Genomic DNA, 17228 nt, shown 5'->3' on the forward strand with positions numbered 1-17228 from the left:
GGTTTTATATTAGATCGTTCCAATCTGCTTGATTATTTTTTAGTAATTTAGATTTATTATTAAAAAAATTTAGGCGGATTTTGAAATTCATCATATACCATTCTTAACAAAACTTTACAAAAAAGTTAGCAACAAAACGTATTATTCCTTTAAAATAAAGTTAATGTTATTTGATATTCTATAATATATTATAAGTTTGCACTGTTTGAAAATCAAAGTTAACTAATTATATTATATGGATAAATTAGTAAGATAAGTATAAGGAATAATAAAAAGTATGATAAAAGAGGGTTTTAAATCGAATATTAAAACGAGTTTAGTGTCATTATCGCAGTTGGCAATAGTAAGCTCATCTGATGCTATATTAACCGGTGCCACAACGAATGTTATTACAGGTAATGCACCAGAGGTCATAGCGTTATCCAGTGCAGATAAGCAAGGCTTTACGCTTAATGGCGTTTTTTATAGTGAAGCAAATGGTAATATAAAAGCGGGTGAAATTAAGGAATTTGATGGTAATTTAACGTTTAATGATTTTAAAGTGGCAAATTATGCACCAACAAACTTAGATAGGGTGAAAAATTATCGCGATATTGATGGTGACAATATCGATGCGAACCAGCCATTTAAAATTGAATCGACTTATTATTGGTGGTATGACAATAGCGGAAAGCGCATAACTGGAGATGATAAGAAAAAAATTATAGGTTGCGGAAGTGGTTTTTCAATGCCATTAAAATTGATAATTCAAACAAAAGTAAAAACCTATTCTGAGTATGGGATCCCAAAAGAAAGTAAACCCAGTACACTAGCTAAAACATATCAAATAGCATCGAGATCTGAATTATGTTATGCCAAACCAAATGGCGCGATCATTTATCCCGATCGCCAATGGGGCAAACCTGGTGATAATCCAGATTTACATTATCAAATGTATTGGAACGCTTCAGATGGACGGACACGCTCAAAAGGTGGTGGAGGTTATACTCGAGATTATGTGCCAGATTATGGTTTTAAAGTGGTTACTACGGTGTCTGGAGGTAGAAAATTCCCAACTACAGGCTTTCCAGGTGCCAAATTTCAATTAGTAATGACGGGAGCTCAAACTGATTATCGCTATCAAGTCATCAATAACCCAGGAAGTGGTGTTTCGATTGATCAAGATGGTATGGTTAAATTGATAAGTAAACCAACGGGAACAGTCACGGTAAGGGCGACATTAAAGAGAAATCCTTCTGTTAATTATGATTATAGTTTTACCCCAACGTCTGTTTGGGCTATACCTCAAGGTGATTTTAAAGCGCATAAGGAAAGTGCTTGGCAAAAGTGTGGGGGTATTAATAATGTTCTGGGTAGATATGAGCTAACTAATGCTCCTTTTACTTTTCAAAAAGATGATCCTGCCGTTTTTTGGGGCGGGATTTTAACGCGAGCTATTGATGGTTCACTATTTAGTGAGTGGGGGTTTATCAATCAAAAGGCTTATCCAGACTCTCAATGGCGAGGTGGTGTTTATTGGACAGGAAATAAATCGGATTATTCGGAAAGCCATTATCATATCTATGCTGATTCAGGTCATGTTGGTGAAGGAGATGAAACGTGGAGTAATTATGTAGCCTGTAGGGGATAGTGTTAATGGTCTAAGCTGTTGTAGGTGCCTTATCTAGTTTATAAGGTGCCACTTTCACTTAGCCGTAGTAGCTAAAGTAAATTGATTGTATACTTATTAGTGATATTGTATTAAATGTTTTAATATTAATGCATTATTCAATTTTGTAAACAATGCTCAATATAATATTTATTTTGCAGTTAATTTATCTGGTTATGTTTCTGTGCGTGAAGCAGAAAGAGGAAATGTTAGTAAAATAGTGTGTAAACGTTAATTACTTTGGTATATAAGAAAATATTTAATTATATTTTAACTGTATAATTTTAATAAGTAAAAATCATCTTACGGCAGTGCAAGAATATGCACTGTTGGTTTTATGAAATGTAGGATTTCTCTGGTTGTCTACTCATTTTGGTTAAAAATAAAATTCAAGTATTCTATAAGGCATAGCTACATTTAAGCCTTTATGTGGTTTAAATGTATTGTAAAAGTTAGTAAGACGATGTAGTTTGGTTTGGCAAAGCTTAACAAAAGCATGATCAACAGTTCTTTGTATTTGACTCAGTTATCTGAGTAAATACTGATAATGGTATAAGGTGTTTGTGCTAACACTGGTATGTCCACACATTATATTGTAAAAACGTGGCTGAGTTGAATTACGATTTATTGCCTAAATACCTGTGTATGACTCACGGGAATCCACCATCAGAATTGCTTTGTTTCTCTATTAAGTGGCGGTAAATGTTTAGTATCAATATGAAATCTCTCGTTCGAATAGCTCTTATTATAGCATAACGTTTTGCTTGTCGGTTAATGTGCTCTTCTATCGATTTTTCAATTTTAATCAGTCTTTTAACATCATATTTTATTGTTTTTTAACGCTCATTTGAAATTAATTGTGGCTGAAAAACTTGTGACGGTAAAGTCTTGATGTTCTATAAATCATGAGGCGGCTGATATGAAATCACAACGCTAAGCCAGTGACTGCGATTTTCTTTTGTATAAACGTTAAAACTGCTTTCGATGATAAGGTGTTAATCTTGCATTTTTATGCATATTCATGACGCGTAAACAACGCGAAGAAGTTCTATAACTTAGGCAATTTATTAACTATTATAATACGGTTAAACCGCATAAAGTGTTTTCTGGGAAAACATCTTATGATTTTTTAAGGAATTATTTTCATCGTGAAGTGTAAACAACTTGATGTTTTGTTACATCTAATTAAAATCCAAGCTAGATTCAGCTCACTTGTTATAAATACATTTATAGCCGTTTAAAATCATAATTCTCATTGAATTTCATTATGTTTCTTGTCTGTTAGACGTTATAATCTATATGATTAACTAATTGGATATAAATATGTTGAAATATTTACTATTAATCGTTTTCTTCTTTCCTGTTTCTGTTTTTGCCGCTAAAAAAGAGTGTGGAGTTAAACCTAGTTACAACATCACGATAAGTAAAGAAAGCGTACATATTTTTAATAAAAAAAATGATTTAACTATAACGCAAAATGGTCGTGTTATCTTAAATGAAAAATTAGTAACACTTAACCCTTCATTACAAAAAGAACTCATTCAATTTCAACATGTATTACGCCAACAGCTACCTCTTTTAGAGTTGCAATCAGTAAATCTTTTAACTGAAGTTAAAGAGGCGTTTGAAAAAGCAATAAAAAATCAGTTGAGTGATGATAATGAACTCAAAGGTGAGTTAAATAAGTTATATAAACGTTTAGTTCAGTTGCTACATACTGCGATTATTACTGAAAATGGTTATACTCGATTTTCCTACCAAAATTTTAATAATCTAAAAAAAGACGGTGAAGATATTGGTCAGCGTATTTTCTATAATGTCGTGGGTGGCAGTATTTTGCATTTTAATTTTTTTAAGAATTTAGCCGCAATTAAACAAATCTCTAAAAATGAGTGGAAAGCTCAAAAGCCTAAATTAAAAGCTTTTGATGCACATATTTGTTCAGTTATAACAGATATTGATAAGAAATATACTCTAATATTAACTCAACTTAACAATCAATTCACAAGTAAATAGACATTAATAAAAACTTTTGCGAAAATGATAACATGACTAAGATAGCTAAACGGAAGCTTATGACTGCACATATTATTGATGGAAAAGCATTGGCACAACAAATACGAACGGATATTGCTAATAAAGTTAAAATACGTATTGAAAAAGGCCTATCTGTTCCAGGTTTGGCTGTGATTCAAGTTGGCTCAGATCCTGCATCGAAAATCTATGTTAAAAATAAGCAAAAAGCTTGTGATGACGTTGGCTTTGCTTCCTTTGCTTATGATTTTTTATCGGCAACTACCGATGAGTTGTTGGCATTAATTGATGAGCTTAATCAACGTCCAGATGTGCATGGTATTTTAGTGCAACTCCCTTTACCTGATAATATTGATAAAACAAAAGTCCTTGAACGTATCGATCCAAGTAAAGATGTTGATGGTTTTCATCCATATAATATTGGACACTTACTACAACGCGATCCTATTTTACGTCCGTGTACGCCATATGGTGTGGTTAAAATGCTAGAATCAACGGGGATAAATTTATCTGGTTTAAATGCAACTGTTGTAGGAGCATCAAACATTGTTGGTCGTCCAATGGCATTAGAATTATTGCTATTAGGTTGTACAACTACCATTACCCATAGCCGTACCGTTGATTTAGCAAAACATGTCAATAATGCAGACATAGTGGTTGCAGGTGTCGGTATTCCAAATTATGTTAAAGGTGAATGGATTAAACCAGGAGCAATTGTGATTGATGTTGGTATCAATCGTTTGTCAGATGGTAAATTAGCAGGTGATGTAGAGTTTGATGTGGCTGTTGAAAGAGCTGGATGGATCACACCTGTTCCGGGCGGTGTTGGCCCAATGACTGTTGCTATGTTAATGAGTAACACGCTTGAAGCATGTGAAAAATTTAGTAAGCCAAATTGACTCCGACTCATTAAATTTTATAGAAAGATGTACATTAAATAAAAATAAGGAATATGTAATGATTATATTTCACACTAATTTAGGTGATATTAAGATCAAAACTTTTGACGATAAAGCCCCTGAAACCGTCAAAAATTTTGTTGAATATTGTAAAGCTGGTTTTTATAACAATACAATCTTCCATCGTGTTATTAATAATTTCATGATTCAAGGTGGCGGTTTTGAACCAGGCATGAAGCAGAAAAAGACGAATGCGCCTATTAAAAACGAAGCAGATAATGGTTTAAAAAATGATCGTGGTACATTAGCGATGGCGCGTACATCAGATCCACACTCTGCGACAGCTCAATTTTTTATCAATGTAGTTGATAATGATTATCTCAACTTCCGTTCTGCTGACGTTAATGGTTATGGCTATTGCGTGTTTGCACAAGTCACTGATGGGCTTGATGTGGTTGATAAAATAAAAGCTGTAAAAACAGGGCGCAGTGGCATGCATTCAGACGTTCCTGTTGAAGATATTATTATTACGAGTGTAACGGTTGAATAATCCAGCTCGTTATTTTATTGCAGATATTCATCTAGCAGATAATAAACCTGCTTCTGGTTATAGCGATATAACCGCAGGTTTTTTGTCTTTTCTAGATACCTTACCTGAAAATTGTGAGCTTTATATTTTAGGCGATCTTTTTGATTATTGGGTTGGTGATGATGTAAAGACTGAATTACATCAACAAGTTGTCCAAGCATTGTGCCGGTTATCAAAACGAGGCATCACTAAATATTTTGTGCATGGAAACCGCGATTTTCTATTGGGTAAAAAGTATGCTCAGCAATGTGATATGACTATATTGCCAGAAATTAATTGTTTACCTAATCAAGAAACAAATATCGTATTTTTACATGGTGATTTATTATGTATTGACGATTCTCAGTATCAAAAGTTTAGAAAAATCATGCATAATAAATGGTTACAAAAACTGTTTTTATTACTGCCTTTGTTCTTTCGACTAAAAATTGCGGCTAAGCTGCGACAAAAAAGTAGCCAACATAATCAAATAAAATCTGGAACTATTATGGATGTAAATCAACGCGCTGTGGTTAAGATGATGGCGGAGCATAAAGCTGATATTATGGTGCATGGTCATACACATAAACCTGCAACTCACCATTTTCAAATTGAAGGGCGCAGTGCAACTCGCCTTGTTCTTGGCGCATGGCATGATGGTGTGACATACATTAAGCAATCACAAGATAGCAATACTTTGGAGCTTTATAGCCATTCTTTCAAATAATCACTTTGTAACACATGCTCGACCTTACCAAATTCAATCAGCTTCCCTTGATCTAATATTGCCACATTATTGGCTATCTGTTTAGCTTCATTAATATTATGGGTCACATAAATAATGGGTATATTTAACTCATTAGATAATTTTTTAATATAGATTAATAATTCCTTTTTTCTTGGCATATCAAGTGCCGAAAGTGGTTCATCCATCAATAGCAATAACGGGTTGGTTAATAGCGCTCGACCAATTGCCACTCGTTGCTTTTCGCCACCAGACAAAGTGGCTGGATAACGATTTAATAATGAACGAATATTAAGCACATTGACGATTTCGTCAAATTTTGACAGATTTAAATTCTTAGCTCCATAAGTAAGGTTTTTTATAATTTTATAATGAGGGAAAAGTAATGCATCTTGAAAAATGGTGCCAATCTGCCTATTTTCTGGGGCAATAAAAATATGTCTATTACAATCAACCAGAAGAGTATTATTTAGTTGAATATAGCCATGATCAGGCTTAATTAACCCATTAATAAGGTTAATTAGTGTGGATTTTCCCGATCCAGAAACCCCTAAAATAGCGGTGATACCTTGACATTTTATGTCATGCTTGAATTGGAACGAAAATGAAGCCAGTTGTTTGCTAATTTGTATTTGTAACATGAATTATTATCCTGCAATTTTGTTTTTATGCCAACGATTTAACCATTCGGATAAAAAAAGTGCAATTAGTGATAACACAACTGAAATAATACAAAGCCGTAGTGCACTGTGTTCACCGTTGGGAATTTGCAGAAATGTATACATTGCGAGAGGTAAAGTGCGGGTTTCACCTTGAATATTTGATACGAACGTAATGGTTGCACCAAATTCTCCTAAACAACGTGCAAAACTTAGCACCATTCCCATTAAAATGCCAGGAACAGCTAAAGGTAACGTGATAGTTATAAACACTCGCCATTTATGAGCACCAAGAGTACGAGCTACGTTTTCAAGGCGGATATCAATCGATTCAATGGCTAAACGAATTGATCGAACCATTAGCGGAAAAGCTACCACCGCCGAAGCTAAAGCTGCCCCCTGCCAATTAAAGCTGAAATTGATATTAAAATTATTATTTAACCATTCACCAATTATACCATGCCGGCCCATAGTTATTAGCAATAAATAACCTAAAACTACGGGAGGTAAAACAAGTGGAAGATGTATAATGCTATCAAATAGCGATTTACCAAAAAATTGACAGCGGGCTAATACCCAAGCAGTTAAAATTCCTATTGGTAAGCTAAACCCAATTGCCGAAGTAGCTATCTTTAAACTAAGTAATAAAGTTTGCCATTCAAATTCACTTAATAACATATTTCAAAATACACTTGGCGATAAATTATTTTATTATAAAACCGTATTGTTTAAAAATGGCTTTAGCTTGTGGCGAATTTAAATATTGATAAAAATCGTTTGCTTTGGGATTCAATAAGGTAATGGGATATTCTATAGGCTTAAAAGTATCCATAGGGAATGTCCCAATAATTTTTACCTTATCGCTTACCTTTGCATCTGTGCTATAGACAATACCAAGCGTAGCTTCATTACGCTCGACTAACATCAATGCGTCACGTACATTGCTAGCAGGAGCAAATTGTGGTGACAATTTATTAAATATTCCTAAATTGGTTAAGGATTCTTTGGCGTAAAGTCCAGCAGGAACATGATCTGGATCGCCAATGGCTATTTTTTCCCCTTTAGGTAAAATTGCTTCCCAGTCAGTTTGAGTATTAATAACAACATGATTTAATTTCGATTGCTTGGGAGCAATAAGAACCAATGTGTTTTTCAAAAGATCTTGTTTATTTTTAGCTACGTTATGTTCAATAAGGTAAGTCATCCACTTTTGATCCGCTGACATAAAGATATCAGCAGGTGCACCTAGTTCAATTTGTTTAGCTAATACTGATGATGAAGCAAATGAAAACACAATATCGGTATCTTCATGTTCAACTTTATAAATAGCAGCGATATTCTGTATAGAATCAGTCAATGACGAAGCGGCAAATACCGTTATTTTTTCGGCTGCTGATGCTAAAAAGGTTACTGTCATCATTATGATAATTTGCAAAATTCCAATAACTTTTTTCATTTTACTCCTCACAATAATAGTAAGTTTATTTGGGCTGCCAATGCTATATATTGGATTGATTATTATAAATAAATTTTATGTTATCAATAGAATATTTAATAATCGCTATATAAAAAATAACATATCGATAATAACAAACTTTATTTATAAAGTACAATTAAACAAATTCTATAAAACGGTTTTTTATAAAACAACCAATAAGATTTTTAACTTTTTTGAAGGAATGTCAAAAAGGGTCTACAATAATTACCTTACTCTTTCCTTTAATTAGTTGATTGTTCATGGTGTTACATTATGTTTTCTCCTGAAATTTTATTAACGTTGAATATTCATCAACAGTTATTTACTGACCCGAGGCGCATTGCGTTGTTAAAAGCTATTGAACAAACGGGGTCATTAAGTCAGGCTGCCAAGGAAATTGGGGTCAGCTATAAAACAGCATGGGACGCTATCAATGAGATTAACAAGCTAGCGCCTAAGCCTTTTTTAATTACAGCAATTGGCGGTAAAAATGGAGGAGGAACTAAGTTGAGTGCCTATGCTGTTAGGTTTATTCAACTTTATGAATTATTAACTCATCTACAACAAAAAGCATTTAATATTCTTAGTGACGACAAAATTCCATTAGATGATATTCTAAAAGCCACTGCCAGTTTATCTTTGCAAACTAGTGCACGTAATCAGTTATATGGTGCTGTTAAACAGATTCAAACAAGTGGGATTGCTGGATTTATTACTGTGCAGTTAAGTGATAATAAAACAGAGCTAAAAGCTTACATCACTCAACCAAGTATTGAACGGTTAAAGTTGGGTACAGATAAAACAGTCTTGTTGCTAATTAAAGCTCCCTTAATTGAATTGAACGATGCTAATGAGAACTGCCTATCGGTCACTATTGAAAAAATCACGACTGATGGCAAATGGAGTGAAATCGCTTGCTCACTACCCTCTGGCATTGTGCTTTATGCTAGCAAATTAGCTAATGAAATTAAGCAATCGAGATTAATTATAGGCAAACAGGTTAAACTATCTATTAATCCACAACATATTATTGTTACTACATTAGTTTAGTAATATGAGGTTATCATGCTACAGATAGAAAATGCACATTTTAAAATTAATGACTACCAAGTTTTTACCATTGAATCATTAACAATTCAACAAGCTGGTAATGTTGCTTTTGTGGGGCGTAATGGCAGTGGTAAATCTGTACTTGCTAAAGCATTGGCTGGCAAACAAAAACTATTATCAGGGAAAATTATCAATCAATTTAAATCTATAGTTGATATCTCTTTTGAACAACTTCAAAAACTGATTAATGATGAATGGAAGCGAAACAATACTGACATGTTAAGTGAAGGTGAAAATGATACGGGGCTGAGCACTGAACAAATTATTCAACAAAATATGAGTAATCAAGAGCTTTGCCAGCAACTAGCACAACAATTTGGGATTGAACATTTATTACTTAGACGTTTTAAATATCTTTCAACGGGGGAAACACGTAAAACGCTAATCTGCCGAGCGCTAATGCAACAACCTGATTTTTTAATATTAGATGAACCTTTTGATGGTTTAGATGCCGCATCCCGTGAAAATTTAGTAGAAATACTTGCAGTGCTTGCAAAGCAAGGAGTCACTATTGCTCTTGTTTTAAATCGATTTAACGAGATCCCTACTTTTATCGAAAATATTGGCATATTAGCCGATTGTCAACTATTGAAAATTGACACAAAGCACACAATATTAAACGATACAACAGTTAAGCAATTAGCTGATTTAGAAAATATACCCAATATGTCCTTACCAGAGGCCGATGAACCCCCAACACCATTAGCCGATCAATTAGATCGTGTCATATTAAAAAATGGTTATGTCTATTATGATGATAAAGCAATTATTAATGGATTAACTTGGCAAGTAAAAGCCAAGCAAAATTGGCAAATTGTTGGGCCTAATGGCGCAGGTAAATCAACGTTATTAAGTTTAATAACAGGCGATCATCCGCAAGGATATAGCAATGATCTTACTTTATTTGGGCGCAAACGTGGTTCGGGTGAAACGATTTGGGATATTAAACGCCATATCGGTTATGTGAGCAGTAGCTTGCATTTGAATTATCGTGTTAGTTCTAGTGTTAAAACCGTGTTATTGTCTGGCTATTTTGATTCGATTGGTGTTTACCAAGCAACAAGTGATAAACAAGCTAAACTGGTTGATGAATGGTTACAATTGCTAGGGTTGCAAGCGCAAGCCGATAAACCGTTTCAGTCGCTTTCTTGGGGGCAACAAAGGTTAATACTTATTGCCAGAGCTTTGGTCAAACATCCGACACTGCTTATTTTAGATGAACCGTTACAAGGGCTTGATCATCTTAATAGAGAATTAGTAAAACGCTGGATAGATCGTTTAATTAATGAGGGGCACACACAGTTGATATTTGTTTCTCATCATGCTGAGGATGCCCCAAAATGCATCACACATCGATTAACTTTTGTTCCTGAGTTTGATCATAGCTATCAATATCAAATTGAACAGCTAAGTAAAATAATTAGTTAGAACTATTAAAATTGATGTTAAAAATAGAAATGATCTTCAAAATAAAAAGGATTTTTTTTTGAAAATTTATCTTGATAAATGAAAACATTTTATAAAGGCTACACTTATGAAGTTATCCCCGTTACCTGTGGATAACTCTGTTAATAGTTTATTGAAAAAAGCGCTAACCCCAGTCACTATCAGGATTTTTCTTGATTTGATTGTAACTTAAGCATAAAAATGTTTTTTGTTTAATATCAATAAGATACCATAAATCAAGAGGTGCATTTGTTGTTTTTTTTATAAATTAAAAAGGAAGCTGAACAAAAAATAGAAGATTTTTGAAGGTCAAGTCCTTTTGGGGATAATTTTTTATTAATAGGTAAAATATTAGGTTGTGAGTAATGAAAAAATTTAAATTATGTTCCGAATTTAAGCCCGCTGGTGATCAACCTGAAGCTATAAAAAAAATTAATCAAAATCTTGATGACGGAATTGCACATCAAACTTTATTAGGGGTAACAGGATCGGGTAAAACATTTACTATGGCAAATGTTATTGCTCAGCATAACCGCCCTACAATCATTTTGGCGCCCAATAAAACATTAGCAGCCCAGTTATATGGCGAAATGAAGGCTTTTTTCCCGGAAAATGCGGTGGAATATTTTGTATCTTATTATGATTACTATCAACCTGAATCTTATGTGCCATCAACTGATACTTTTATTGAAAAAGATGCATCAATCAATGAACATATAGAACAAATGCGTCTTTCTGCCACTAAATCACTATTAGAACGGCGTGATGTTGTGATCGTTGCTTCGGTTTCAGCCATTTATGGTTTAGGTGCGCCAGAAACGTATATGTCGATGATATTGCACTTAACAAAAGGCACGATTACTGATCAGCGCTCAATCTTAACTCGTTTGGCTGAATTGCAATACACTCGTAACGAAATAAACTTTAGCCGTGGTACGTTTCGCGTGAGAGGGGATGTGATAGATATTTTTCCTGCTGACTCTGATGAGCTTGCTGTACGTGTTGAGCTATTTGATGATGAAGTCGATCGTATTGTAATGTTCGATCCTTTAACAGGTAGCAGTGTTAGTGAAGTATCGCGAATCACCATTTATCCTAAAACGCACTATGTTACACCAAGAAATATTATGGAAAATGCCATAGCACAAATTAAACAGGAGCTAAAAGAACGGCAAAAGGTGTTATTAGACAATAATCGCCTATTGGAAGAGCAACGTTTAACCCAGCGAACACTATTTGATATTGAAATGATGAGTGAACTTGGTTACTGCTCTGGGATAGAAAATTATTCACGCTTTCTAGCTCAACGCAATCCAGGTGATCCACCTGCAACGTTATTTGATTACTTGCCAGCAGATGGTTTATTGTTTATTGACGAATCTCATGTTGCTATTCCGCAATTGGGGGCAATGTATAATGGTGATCGTTCTCGAAAACTTAATTTGGTTGAATATGGATTCCGCTTACCATCAGCGCTAGACAATCGACCTTTAAAGTTTACTGAATTTGAAAATATTATGCCACAAACTATTTATGTATCAGCAACACCAGCCAAATATGAAATAGAAAAATCTGGTGGAGAAATCATTGAGCAAGTAGTTAGGCCTACGGGGCTGCTCGATCCTATTATCGAGGTTAGGCCCGTTGCTACACAAGTTGATGATCTGCTATCTGAAATCAAAATTCGTATTAATAACGACGAGCGAATATTAGTAACTACACTAACTAAACGTATGGCAGAGAACTTAACTGACTATTTGTCAGAACATAGTGTCAATGTAAAATACTTACATTCAGATATCAACACAGTTGAACGAATGGAAATAATTCGAGATTTACGCTTAGGAAAAGTGGATGTACTCGTTGGGATTAACTTATTAAGAGAAGGGCTAGATATACCAGAAGTCTCTTTAGTGGCAATATTAGATGCTGATCGCGAAGGTTTTTTGCGCTCGGAAAGTTCTCTCATTCAAACCGTTGGGCGCGCAGCTCGAAATGTGAATGGTAAAGCCATATTGTATGCTGATAGAATAACGCCAGCTATGCAAAAAACGATTGACGAAACTGCTCGCCGTCGAAAAAAACAAGAAGACTTTAATACAACGCATGGCATTACACCAAAATCGGTACGCAAAGAAATTAAAGACATATTAGAAGCAGGTTTAAGCACTAAAAAGTCAACAGCCAAAGTACAGGCATTTGAACCAGGCAAACCATACCATTATGTTTCAGTTAAAGAAGTACAAGCAAAAGTGAAAGAACTTGAAGCAATGATGTATGAAGCTGCTCAAAATCTTGAATTTGAAAAAGCAGGTGTGTTGCGTGATGAAATAAAAAAATTACGTGCGGATTTTATAAAAGTATCTTGATGGCGCATTTGACAAGGAAAAAAGATGACAATAACTCGAATTGATCCAGATGATCGTTGGTCTGAAGCTGTGATCCATAATAACGTTATTTATTACACAAGCGTTCCTACTAATCTTGAAAATGACGCTTATGTGCAAACCAAAAGTGCATTAGCTGAAATTGACAAAATATTAGCCCGAGCTAACAGTGATAAAACGCGTATATTAGATGTAACATTATTTTTAGTTAATAAAAGTGACTTTGCAGCTATGAATAAAGCATGGGACGAATGGGTAGCTAAAGGTAGTGCACCAGTACGTTGTACAGTGCAAGCTGAGTTAATGAAAAAAGAATATTTGATAGAAATTAAAATTGTGGCAGCAGTAAGAGCTTAGTTTTTCTATTATCGCCGATACTATTCGGCGATACCGCTAAGGTCATTTTTTTACCTCGTTAATCGCAGCTTTTTTGTTGCTAAGTGATAAAGCCATTATGATCCCCATTAACAAAATTTTAGTGTATACTTTGCATACATTCTATTTTAATTATTCTCACATTTGCTATGCACACTCAACCTAAAATTGCCATTGTTATGGGATCTAAAAGTGATTGGAATACAATGCAACATGCCGCTGATATTCTTGATACATTGATTATTCCCTACCATGTTGAAATCGTTTCTGCTCACCGTACTCCTGATAAATTATTTCGCTTTGCCGAAGATGCTAAGCAAAAAGGCTTTGATGTGATCATTGCGGGTGCTGGTGGTGCTGCCCATTTACCTGGCATGTTAGCAGCCAAAACACTCGTTCCTGTATTCGGTGTTCCCGTGCAAACTGCTACCCTAAGTGGCGTTGATAGCTTATATTCCATTGTGCAAATGCCTAAAGGCATTCCTGTTGGCACATTGGCAATAGGTAAATCAGGGGCAGCCAATGCGGCATTACTTGCTGCGCAAATTTTAGCTTTGCATGATAAAGCTATTTATCAACGTTTATCAACATGGCGATTAAATCAAACGGATGATGTATTAAATCATCCCGATCCAAGAGTGAATGCATAATATGAAACTTCGATCTGTTTGTGTACTGGGTAACGGGCAATTAGGACGAATGCTTAAGCAAGCTGGTGAACCATTAGGTATTAAAGTCTACCCTGTAGGGTTAGAGGAAGAACCAACGACAATTCCATATCAACAATCAGTGATAACCGCCGAAATAGAACGTTGGTCAGATACACCATTTACACAGATTCTAGCTAAACACCCTCATTTTATTAATCGAGATATCTTTCCGCTTATTGCTGATCGTTTAACGCAAAAACAGCTACTCGATCAACTTGGTTTACCTACCGCCAAATGGTTTTTGCTTAATCAATCTCAGGATTGGCAAAAACTGTTTACCGAACTGGGTGAGCTATTAATTGTTAAACGTCGCACTGGTGGTTATGATGGGCGAGGGCAATGGCGAATTTCGGTTAATAACCCAATAAACGTGCCAGATGATCTCTATCAGCACGCTATTGTTGAACAAGCTATTCCATTTGACGAAGAGATGTCATTAGTGGGCGCTCGTAACGCAAAAGGTGAAACAGTATTTTATCCTCTTACCCATAACTTACATCAAGATGGCATATTAAAAATGAGTGTTGCAGTGCCTAATGCTTCTCATTCATTATTACAGGCAAAAGCTGAAAAAATGCTATCTGCCATTATGCATAAATTAAATTATATTGGTGTGATGGCAATGGAGTGTTTTATTGTTGGTGATGATTTACTGATCAATGAACTTGCACCACGTGTGCATAATAGTGGACATTGGACGCAAAATGGTGCCTCAATAAGCCAATTTGAGCTACATCTCCGAGCTATATTAGGGCTGCCATTACCTAAACCTGATGTGTTTTCACCTTCGGTTATGGTTAATTTAATTGGCACAGAATTAAATATTAATTGGTTATCTATCGATTTAGTTCATCTACATTGGTATGAAAAAGAAGTCCGAGTTGGGCGTAAAGTAGGGCATTTAAATTTAACTCATAATCAACCTGACAAATTGCTAAAAGCATTAGACACTTTAATATTGCTATTGCCTTGTGATTATCAAATAAGCATTGAATGGGCAAAACAAAAATTATTGTAATTTAGTAAGTTAAACCAATCAAGGCGATTAAATTTAAGGGTAGATCCATGGTCAACTTCAACCAAAAAATTAATTATCAGCGTTACGCCAGTAAACAGCGTGAAATACTGTCTGATGAGTACTCAATAGTGCGTTGTTTTGAAAGCGATCGCGAGCGTATTATTAATTCCGCTGCCATTCGTCGATTACAACAAAAAACGCAAGTCTTTCCACTAGAACGAAATTCAGTGGTTAGAACACGGCTCACTCATTCTATGGAAGTGCAACAAGTGGGTCGCTATATTGTTAAAGAAATCGTCAATCGACTAAGCAAATCTAGACAACTAGAAAAATATGGATTTGATAATTGCGTAATGGCTATCGAAAGTCTGGTTGAGATGGCCTGTTTAATGCACGATATTGGCAATCCCCCATTTGGTCATTTTGGTGAGGCTGCTATTAATCAATGGTTTACGTTACGCCTAGGGCTTGGAAAACCCACAGCTTATAGTGAACTTGATATAAATGATAACGATACCGATGAAATCAAAAAACTTAAAACAAAAATCCGCCAAGATCTATCTAATTTTGAAGGTAATGCACAAGCAATTCGATTAGTGCATACAATATTGCGTCTTAATTTAACCTATTCACAAATTGCCTCAATTCTTAAATATTCCAAACCGGCCTATTGGTCTAAACAAGTGCCGGCTGAATTTTCTTATTTAATGAAAAAGCCAGGTTATTATTTATCAGAAGAGCCATTTATAAAAGAGCTATCTAAACAGCTTGATATTAAACCATTCCATCGATATCCATTGACCTACATTATGGAAGCTGCCGACGATATCTCATATTGCATTGCAGATCTAGAAGATGCTGTTGAAAAGAAAATCCTAACAGTAAAACAGCTCTACGTATACCTAGCAGAAGCATGGGGACCAGTTAAAAAAGACGATCTGTTTGATACCGTTGTGAATCGACCTTATGAAAACTTAAAACAGAATGGATTTGATGCTATTGGTATTGATCAGTTCTTTATGTATTTACGTGTTAACACTATCGGTAAGCTGGTACCCCATGCAGCGGAACGTGTTATTGAAAATATTGAAGCAATCTATCATGGATCATTTAATTATGCTTTACTTGAAGATCATAGCGCTGAATATAAATTACTAAATATTTTTAAAAAAGTTGGGTTTGAACATGTATTCAATCATGAATCGGTCGAAAATATTGAACTTCAAGGATACCGAATTATTAGTGGGTTGCTTGATATTTATAGTCCATTGCTTAATATGCCAACTCATGACTTTTTAAAATTGGTTGACAATCAATATCACAAACATTATCCCATTGAGACACGCTTATATCATAAATTATCCTCAAAACATTGTGTCGCTTATAAACAAGCAATCAGCGAACTTAATTCAAATAAAACAAGTTTCGTGTGTATGGAATTTTATTACCGATGCCGATTATTGCAAGATTATATTAGTGGTATGACCGATCACTTTGCTTATGATGAATATCGCAAGTTAATGGTCACATTCTAGCTTGTAGCAATTGATTAAATGATTGGGCACTACTAATATGCATTGGCACCAGATTAGTGCGTGGCTAATAGTTAAAGTATCCAAATAAACTGTAATTATTTATATTACTCATCATTGAGAAAAACGATTAAGCCTAGATCTTTATTTCAACTACCTTCCATATTCTTTTTAAATAACGCAATTTAGTTCAAGTTATCAATTTCTGGCATGTTCTTTGCATTATTCATTTTGTATCTCAAATTTATTAGGAGCATTAAATGAAATTAGTCACTGTAGTTATAAAACCTTTCAAATTAGAAGAAGTTAGAGAAGCGTTATCTAATATAGGTATTACAGGATTAACTGTCACTGAGGTTAAAGGTTTTGGGCGTCAAAAAGGCCATGCAGAGCTATATCGTGGTGCCGAATATAATGTCAATTTTTTACCTAAAGTTAAAATCGACTTAGCCATTAGCGATGATCAGCTTGACGAGGTTATTAGCACTGTAGCTAAGGCTGCGCATACTGGCAAAATTGGCGATGGCAAAATTTTTGTCACTGCACTTGAACATGTAGTGCGTATACGCACTGGTGAAACCGATGACTCGGCGCTGTAATTTATTGTTAAGGGTATCATT

The 17228-nt window shown here is 34.8% G+C and carries 16 protein-coding genes; 13 read left to right on the forward strand and 3 right to left on the reverse strand.

Annotated elements, in window-relative coordinates; all coding sequences use genetic code 11:
* Nucleotides 1-277: 277 nt before the first annotated feature.
* The 5 genes from A9G45_RS04280 to A9G45_RS04300 all read left to right on the forward strand — a co-directional run bounded on the left by A9G45_RS04280 (nucleotide 278) and on the right by A9G45_RS04300 (nucleotide 5876).
* Nucleotides 278-1630 (forward strand): hypothetical protein, encoded by a 1353-nt coding sequence (locus A9G45_RS04280; RefSeq protein WP_065568465.1) that lies wholly within the window; start codon nucleotides 278-280, stop codon nucleotides 1628-1630.
* A 1341-nt stretch (nucleotides 1631-2971) separates the two neighbouring features.
* Nucleotides 2972-3664: a DUF2884 family protein gene (locus A9G45_RS04285; RefSeq protein ID WP_065568464.1), complete on the forward strand. Its 693-nt coding sequence runs from the start codon at nucleotides 2972-2974 to the stop codon at nucleotides 3662-3664.
* 59 nt (nucleotides 3665-3723) lie between these two features.
* Nucleotides 3724-4581, forward strand: coding sequence for a bifunctional methylenetetrahydrofolate dehydrogenase/methenyltetrahydrofolate cyclohydrolase FolD (gene folD, locus A9G45_RS04290; RefSeq protein ID WP_065568463.1), 858 nt, complete (start codon nucleotides 3724-3726; stop codon nucleotides 4579-4581).
* Between the two features lie 58 nt (nucleotides 4582-4639).
* The gene (gene ppiB / locus A9G45_RS04295) at nucleotides 4640-5131 is read left to right on the forward strand and encodes a peptidylprolyl isomerase B (RefSeq protein ID WP_065568462.1); all 492 of its coding nucleotides are present in this window, start codon (nucleotides 4640-4642) and stop codon (nucleotides 5129-5131) included.
* A complete protein-coding gene (locus A9G45_RS04300) occupies nucleotides 5124-5876 on the forward strand; it encodes a UDP-2,3-diacylglucosamine diphosphatase (RefSeq protein ID WP_065568461.1) in 753 nt (250 codons plus the stop codon). Before ppiB ends, A9G45_RS04300 begins: the two co-directional genes overlap by 8 nt.
* Here the strand turns inward: A9G45_RS04300 and modC are convergent.
* The 3 genes from modC to modA are packed head-to-tail and all read right to left on the reverse strand — an operon-like array spanning nucleotide 5855 to nucleotide 8009.
* The gene (gene modC / locus A9G45_RS04305) at nucleotides 5855-6535 is read right to left on the reverse strand and encodes a molybdenum ABC transporter ATP-binding protein (RefSeq protein WP_065568460.1); all 681 of its coding nucleotides are present in this window, start codon (nucleotides 6533-6535) and stop codon (nucleotides 5855-5857) included. The two genes, A9G45_RS04300 and modC, sit on opposite strands and share 22 nt — an antisense overlap.
* Nucleotides 6536-6541: 6 nt before the next feature.
* On the reverse strand, nucleotides 6542-7231 hold the full coding sequence (modB, locus tag A9G45_RS04310) for a molybdate ABC transporter permease subunit (protein WP_065568459.1): 690 nt from the start codon (nucleotides 7229-7231) through the stop codon (nucleotides 6542-6544).
* A gap of 25 nt (nucleotides 7232-7256) precedes the next feature.
* A complete protein-coding gene (gene modA, locus A9G45_RS04315; protein ID WP_065568458.1) occupies nucleotides 7257-8009 on the reverse strand; it encodes a molybdate ABC transporter substrate-binding protein in 753 nt (250 codons plus the stop codon).
* 294 nt (nucleotides 8010-8303) lie between these two features.
* Between modA and A9G45_RS04320 the strand changes: the two genes are divergently transcribed.
* From A9G45_RS04320 to glnK, 8 genes are all read left to right on the forward strand, one after another.
* The gene (locus A9G45_RS04320; protein WP_065568457.1) at nucleotides 8304-9080 is read left to right on the forward strand and encodes a TOBE domain-containing protein; all 777 of its coding nucleotides are present in this window, start codon (nucleotides 8304-8306) and stop codon (nucleotides 9078-9080) included.
* 15 nt (nucleotides 9081-9095) lie between these two features.
* Nucleotides 9096-10568, forward strand: a complete 1473-nt coding sequence (gene modF, locus A9G45_RS04325; protein ID WP_065568456.1) for a molybdate ABC transporter ATP-binding protein ModF — start codon at nucleotides 9096-9098, stop codon at nucleotides 10566-10568.
* A 383-nt stretch (nucleotides 10569-10951) separates the two neighbouring features.
* Nucleotides 10952-12955: an excinuclease ABC subunit UvrB gene (gene uvrB / locus A9G45_RS04330; RefSeq protein WP_065568455.1), complete on the forward strand. Its 2004-nt coding sequence runs from the start codon at nucleotides 10952-10954 to the stop codon at nucleotides 12953-12955.
* Between the two features lie 24 nt (nucleotides 12956-12979).
* Nucleotides 12980-13330, forward strand: a complete 351-nt coding sequence (locus A9G45_RS04335) for a RidA family protein (protein ID WP_065568454.1) — start codon at nucleotides 12980-12982, stop codon at nucleotides 13328-13330.
* Nucleotides 13331-13497: 167 nt separating this feature from the next.
* Nucleotides 13498-13998 (forward strand): 5-(carboxyamino)imidazole ribonucleotide mutase, encoded by a 501-nt coding sequence (purE, locus tag A9G45_RS04340; RefSeq protein ID WP_065568453.1) that lies wholly within the window; start codon nucleotides 13498-13500, stop codon nucleotides 13996-13998.
* Nucleotide 13999: 1 nt separating this feature from the next.
* A complete protein-coding gene (purK, locus tag A9G45_RS04345; RefSeq protein ID WP_065568472.1) occupies nucleotides 14000-15076 on the forward strand; it encodes a 5-(carboxyamino)imidazole ribonucleotide synthase in 1077 nt (358 codons plus the stop codon).
* Nucleotides 15077-15123: 47 nt separating this feature from the next.
* Nucleotides 15124-16611 (forward strand): dGTPase, encoded by a 1488-nt coding sequence (gene dgt, locus A9G45_RS04350; RefSeq protein WP_065568452.1) that lies wholly within the window; start codon nucleotides 15124-15126, stop codon nucleotides 16609-16611.
* Between the two features lie 257 nt (nucleotides 16612-16868).
* A complete protein-coding gene (gene glnK, locus A9G45_RS04355) occupies nucleotides 16869-17207 on the forward strand; it encodes a P-II family nitrogen regulator (RefSeq protein ID WP_065568451.1) in 339 nt (112 codons plus the stop codon).
* Nucleotides 17208-17228: the final 21 nt, after the last annotated feature.

Source organism: Gilliamella sp. HK2, assembly GCF_001690265.1.
Taxonomy (GTDB): domain Bacteria; phylum Pseudomonadota; class Gammaproteobacteria; order Enterobacterales; family Orbaceae; genus Gilliamella; species Gilliamella apicola_C.